The following is a 7,006-nucleotide window of genomic DNA, read 5'->3' on the forward strand; positions in this document are numbered from 1 at the left end:
ACCGTCGAGTGGAAGCTGTTATTGCGCTATGCGACGAATTTAATTGGCCGATCACCATTCACTTCCAGGACAATAAAACCGGTTTTAATCAGGGGATTGAACAGCATCTCGAGACTTATTTAAAGAAGTATCAACGCGTGCGCATTATCGGGCATGCACAATCTTTCTGGTCTCACATCAGCGCTGATGTTCCGTCACCCGAAAAGACACTCTATCCCACGGGGCCAGTCAAACCTGGTGGGCTGCTGGATCATCTATTGGGCGAGTATCCCAATCTGTATGCGGATATGTCAGCGGGTAGCGGTTTCACTGCCATCTCACGCGATGAAGAATTCAGCGATGGTTTTCTTCAGCGACATCGAAAACAGTTGCTCTTTGGGAGCGACTGTCCTTGTTATGATGGTCGTGGTGCCAATTTTAAAGGGATGTGTTACAGCACTCGCCTGCAGCAATTCTTGCACCGTATGGTTAAGGATCAAGATGCATTACAAGACATCTTTTATAATAACGCCGAACGCGCTTTAAATGGAACAACATAGCTCAGCACACGTGTTGAATTATTTTGTTGAGAATAATAAGCGACGATAATAAATCGAGAATGGTCATTCTGTGGGGCAAGTTCGGTTTCTGTGGTGTGAGCCTGCGTTGAATCAATCGTAGTGAGTGTGGAGAATGTCATGACTTTCTCAAGAGACAAGTTATATGGGCTGTCAAAAGATATTTACTGTCTGCATTTGAAAAGTTGGTGTGTGACTTTCTTTTCTATGTTCTTGATCCTGGCCATTCCGGCTCTCAATACTGACGCGAAAGACAAGGTGATCCGCGTCGGGATGATTGGACTCGATACATCACATGTGATTTCATTCACGAAAATGATCAACGATCCGCAAGCACAGGGTGATCTGGCTGATATCCGCATCGTGGCTGCATTTCCGGGAGGTAGCCCATCGTTTCCATTGAGCCGTGATCGAGTGGCGGGGTTTACAGACCAGATTCGAAAAATGGGCATTGAAATATCCAGTTCGATTCCGGATCTTCTGAAAAAAGTTGACGTTGTTATGTTGGAGAGTGTTGATGGGAGTCAACATCTCGAACAGGTGAAGCAGGTTTTTGAAGCGGGTAAACCTGTCTTTATTGACAAACCGTTTACGGCTTCACTCACCGATGCTGTTGCCATCCAGCAACTCAGTCGAAAACATGGCGTCCCTTTCTTTTCCTGTTCATCGAAACGGTATAGTCGCGACCTGCTAGCACTCATGGATGCGAAGAAATTGGGAAAGATTATAGGATGTGATGTTTATGGTACGTCGAAATCGGTACCGAATCATCCGGACTTGTTCTGGTATGGCGTGCATGGAAATGAAATGCTCTTTACCATAATGGGATCAGGTTGCGTTTCAGTATCCGCTAGACAAACGCCTGCCTTCGAACAGGTAACAGGAGTCTGGAAAGATGGTCGAGTCGGTACTTTCAGAGGAATTCGTGATGAAGGGGGACGCCCGGGCTTTGGTGCTACTGTATTTGGTGAAAAACGTACTATGTATCACGCAGTGGGAGGTGACAAAGATGGACTGATGCAGGAAATAGCACGTTTCTTCAAAACCGGGAAGCCGCCTGTTTCGCCCGAGAAAACAGTCGAAATATTTGCTTTTATGGAGGCTGCTGAAGAAAGTAAACGCCTTGGGGGCGTACCTGTGACAATTGACAGCGTACTGAAACAAGCAACTAAGGTAGCAAAAAAACTCATCACCAGTACAAAAACAAAAACTCCGTATGAGATCGCTACGTTTCGCGTCGATGTGACCTGCCCATTGGGACATCCATTGCTCGCACGGAGGCAGGGTATTGCAAAATCAATCGGTGATCCTCTATATGCCCATGGTATCACACTACTGGGTGCTGGACGGCCCATTGTTATAGTTGCTGTCGACTGGTGTGAGATTCGCAACGACGCATACGATCACTGGCGGGAAGTTCTGGCAACTGCAGCCGGAACAACACCCGAGCGAGTGGTGCTATGTGCTGTGCATCAGCATGATGCACCTTTGCCCGATATTGGGGCACAGAAAATACTGGACGAAGTTGATATGGCAGGTGTCATGTGTGACGTGGGATTCTTTAAAGCGACAGGAAAACACATTGCTGCGAGTTTACGAGACAGTCTGACTCAACGTCGATCCATCACGCACCTCGGACTGGGCCAAAGTAAGGTGGATCGCATTGCTTCGAATCGACGTGTGGTTCTTGATAATGGTAAAGTCACTTTCAGACGAGGAAGCAACGGTTCTTCCGATCGCATCAATCGCGAAGCACCTGAAGGTTTGATCGATCCCTGGCTCAAGGCGATCAGTTTCTGGGATGGTAACCAACCGATCGCAGTGATAAGTGCTTATGCCACACATCCGATGAGTCACTATGGGCGGGGGGTAGTTAGTTCTGACTTCGTTGGTATGGCGCGCGAATTCCGACGAAGAGATGATCTTTCCATTCTTCAGATGTATGTTTCAGGGTGTAGTGGAGATGTAACGGCGGGCAAATATAACGATGCATCTCCTGAAAATCGTCCTGTACTGGCAAAACGTCTTTATGATGCAATGAAAGTATCTTGGGAATCGACCAGGCGGGTTCCGATTGAACAAATTACGTTTCGATCAACGTCCCTTGAACTTGAATTTCGCAAAACTGATGAATACACAGAAACAGCAATGCGGCGCGTACTGAATAACAAATCGGCAACTCAAAGAGACCGCGTGCATGCCGCAATGGGGCTTAGCACACTGAAACGCTTACAGGCAGGTTGTGCTATCGATATGCCATGCATTGACTTTGGAGCAGCACAGATTGTACTTTTTCCAGGGGAGTCATTTGTAGGATACCAGATTTTTGCGCAGAAATTGCGTCCCGATTCTTTTGTGATGTCGATCGGGTATGGAGAATGCTGGCCCGGATACCTTCCGACTCAGGCTGCTTTTAAGGATAACTTTGACGGACATTACTGGTTGTGGGTTGCACCAGGCGCTGAAGAACGTATCACTGCAGCCTTGAAACGTGTACTGCTTCCTGGCAAACAGAAGAACTAACAGCTTGGAGAGAAATTTGTATAATCAACTGATGAATCATTTCGTGATACAAGGCTGGTCGCTGATGTTGTTGCTCGGTTTGAATTTGATTCAGCCGAGTTTCGCAGATGGCGCGCCAATTAAGATGATAGATCCTGATAGTTCCACCGGATCGTCAGCAGCAGTCGTTGTCTCGCAAAGTACACTCGCCCATACTTCACTCCTCCTTCCTCTCGACAAGACGGGTCAAATTGTCGGCGAGAGTGATGCCAGTAAACAGCTGGTTCATCTTGGCAGTGATCTCAAAAGAATTCTAGACATTTCAGGAAGTGGTTTAGATCAGGTCATTCAAATTAATATCTGTGTCAAAAATCGACTCGATCTGCCAAAAGTTCAACACGAACTGGTCACTTTGTTTAAGGGCAAAACTCTTCCGGCAACAACGTTTATTGCAGGTGACCTGCCGCATCCGAAAGCACTTGTTGCTGTTGACGCTGTGGCTGTCTCATCGTGGAAGTCCAAAGACACGGTTCAGATATTGACGCATCCCGATGTATTCCATCAGCAGGGGCAATCGCACGTCGCTTTACTTCCCTGGGGAGAGACAGTTTACCTGTCTGGCTGGGTTCATCGTGGCAAAGCAGAACTGGCAACCGCCGTCGATGGAACGTTAGCGTTTCAACAAAAACTGTTAAAGCGACTGGGGGGTGACCTGGATGGAGTTGTACGGATTCGTGTTTTTCTCAAACCAGAAACCGAACGTGATGTTGTCGCAGCATCCATTACCAGTTTATTCAAAGACAGCAAAACTGTACCGCCGGTTGTTTACACTCCCTGGGGAAATAAACGCACACCGGAAATTGAATTCATTGCCGCCGGTCGAAAGCCGACTATACAACCTCGACGCTCTGGAGTCGAATTCTTTAACGTTCCGGAACTGAAAGTATCTCCCGTATTCAGTCGAGCAACACGAATCAATTCGGATCGACGAATTTACATTTCAGGAATTTCCGGTAAGGCAGGGGACAGCGCGGATAAGCAGGTGAGCATTGTCTTCGAACAGTTGCAAGAAGTACTCAAGAAATCGGGCAGCGACAAAAATCATCTTGCTAAAGCGACCTATTTCATGGGTAATAGCGAAGCAATTAAAGCATTAGGTGAAGAGCGTCGGAAAATTTATGATCCGAAACGTCCACCGGCTGCTTCCGGTTTTCTGGCGGGACCCAGTCCGTTTGCGGGTTCTGTGGTCAATATGGATATGATTGCGATTCCTGTTCCCACTGATTCAAATCAGAATGAGAAACAGAGCAAATCGCAGCAGACCAGTCTCACCGATGCGTTGGCGACATTCAAAGTTGCATCAGGTTTTCATGTCGAATTAGTGGCGGCAGAGCCCTTGTTACGTGATCCAGTGGCCATGGCTTTTGATGAATTCGGACGGATGTTTGTTGTTGAATATCCGGAATATAACCAACAGTTTTCCAAAGACAAACGGGAAATCAATGGTAATATTCGTCTGCTGGAAGATACTGACGGTGACGGTCGATTTGATAAGAGCACCGTGTATGTCTCGGGGTTGAAGGCGCCCTCTGCTGTTGCCTGTTATAACGGTGGTCTGTTTGTGGCAGCGGCTCCGGACGTATTGTTTTGTAAAGATACAAACGGCGATGGCAAGGCTGATCAAAAGCGAGTGGTATTTACCGGATTTCGTCGGTTGGAAAATCGAACCGACCCATCATTAAATACATTTCTTTGGGGATTAGATAATCGGTTTCATGCCTGCACCAGTTATTCGGGTGCCAACGTTCGGGCCGTGATGGATAAGAAATCGCAAGCACGATCCATTGGGAATAGAAATTTCCTGTTTGACCCGCGCACTTTACAATTTGATCTCTCCAGCGGTGGAGGACAACATGGTCTGGCCATAGATGATTGGGGTCGCGAATTTCTCTGTACGAACAGTTCGCCAGTAAAAATGTTAATGTATGATGATCGCTATCTGGCACGAAACCCCTATCTGAAAGCACCGGCTCCAGCCGTCGAGATCAGCGAGGGTGGTAAGCATACGCAGTTATTTCGCATCAGTCCGGAGGAGTTCTGGCGTCAAGAGCGAACGCGTTTACGATCTGCGGGTAAAATGCGAGGCAGTAATGAAGGTGGTAAATCATCCGGTTTCTTTACTGCAGCGACTGGGGTGACGATCTATCGCGGCGATGCCTGGCCTGCGAAGTATCGTGGCAGTGTCTTTGTGGGTGAGCCAGCAAACAATTTGGTCTTTCGTGCACAGCTGGAGCTAAACGGAGTGGGGCTGATCGCAAGGCGTGCTGATCCAAAGTCTGAGTTTCTCGCTTCGACTGATACCAGATTTCGTCCAGTTCAATTTGCCAACGGACCTGATGGTAATCTGTATGTTATTGATATGAACCGCGATTTGATCGAAGGGGCCATGTTTCTTCCACCGGAACTATTACAAAATCTTAAAGTGAACGGTGGTGATAATCGTGGGCGAATTTACCGAATTGTGCCCGATGAATTCAAACAACAAGTCCTTCCCAAATTTAGTGAGGCAACATCCATAGAATTAGTCGGGTTGCTGGAGCATCTCAACGGCTGGCATCGTGATACCGCATCCAGGCTGTTATACGAACGACAGGACCAGGCCGCGGTCGAACCGCTGAAAAAACTGGCTGCGGAATCTGACTTCTCCGTCGCTCGCATGACCGCAATGTATACGCTTGATGGACTTAACGCGTTGGATGATCAGACTCTCCTCAGGGCCATGGACGATAATGTTGCCAACGTCCGTATTCATGCGATTCGGCTAGCTGAAGATCGGCTTGACGCGTCTTCAGCATTGCAAGTCAAGTTGATCGAATTAACGGACGATTCAGATCTCAATGTGCGGTATCAGCTTGCATTCTCACTGGGAGAGTTAAAAACGTCTCCAGAACGTAATCAAGCCCTGTCGCAAATCGTCCTCCGGGATGGAATGAATCAATGGATGCAACTGGCCCTGTTGAGTTCGCTTTCAGAGGGGGCAGGAGAACTGTATCAAAGACTCGCTGACAATGAAGACTTTCGTAAAACGAAATACGGGCGTCGATTTCTCAGTGCATTAACGCGCCAGATTGGAGCTGCCAATCGCCAGCAGGAAATTGCTGTTGTCCTGGATAGCCTCGGTAAATGGAAAGGTGAAGAGAAAGAATTAGAAGAGACCATCGTACTTGCAATGCTGAGACAGCAATCAGTTAAGGCACGGCGTCAACTTCTCGCTAGAAATCACAGTAAGCTAAAAGCGATTCTGAATCGTATTTTAGATGCAGCAAGTGAAGATGCTCTGAATGAAAAACAGAAGTTAGTTCAACGTGTTGAAGCAATTCAAAGGCTTGTTTTTTTTCAATACAGCGAAGTAAAAGATGTGTTATCTTTGTTGCTCGAGCCACAACAGGATCATCCGGTACAGGCTGCCACCATTCAAGCACTTGCACAATATAAAGATGTTGGCATCCCGGAGTTGCTCATTGAACGATGGTCAAAGTTGACTCCGGCGTTACGAGCTAAGGCATCCGAAACTCTATTTTCTCGATCAGCATGGAGTACTGCATTTCTCGATGCCATTGAGAAAGAGCAGGTTGGACGGGGAGATCTCGATCCTGCGCGTGTCGAATTACTCAAACGGCATCCAGACAAAATTTTGGCGAGTCGCATTCAGAAGCTGTTTGCCAATACTTCACTAGAACGTCGTAATGAGATCGTTCAACAGTATCAATCATCGCTCAAATTGCACGGTGATCCTGCCCAAGGTAAGCATTTGTTTAAAAAAGTTTGTTCTGCCTGTCATCGTCTGGAAGGAGTCGGCACTGCTGTGGGAGCTGATCTAAAGGCCATCCGAGATCGTGGCAAGGCGGCAGTGTTGTTGAACATACTCGATCCAAACCGCGAAGTGA

General features: G+C 47.4%; 2 protein-coding genes and 1 pseudogene. All 3 read left to right on the top strand.

Annotated features, from left to right (window positions below; all coding sequences use genetic code 11):
* Positions 1 to 539, top strand: a pseudogene (locus tag Q0668_RS14295) (amidohydrolase); the annotation flags it as partial.
* A 138-nt stretch (positions 540 to 677) separates the two neighbouring features.
* Entirely contained in the window at positions 678 to 3,080 is a 2,403-nt protein-coding gene (locus Q0668_RS14300) for a Gfo/Idh/MocA family oxidoreductase (protein WP_298865846.1), read from the top strand.
* Positions 3,081 to 3,096: 16 nt separating this feature from the next.
* Positions 3,097 to 7,006, top strand: a 3,910-nt coding sequence (locus Q0668_RS14305) for a PVC-type heme-binding CxxCH protein (protein WP_298865847.1), incomplete at its 3' end; no start/stop codon positions are given.

This window comes from uncultured Gimesia sp. (assembly GCF_937910335.1).
Classification (GTDB): domain Bacteria; phylum Planctomycetota; class Planctomycetia; order Planctomycetales; family Planctomycetaceae; genus Gimesia.

Coding starts and splice junctions, on each gene's coding strand:
- Q0668_RS14300 (WP_298865846.1), top strand. CDS start 678: ATGACTTTCTCAAGAGACAAGTTATATGGGCTGTCAAAAGATATTTAC.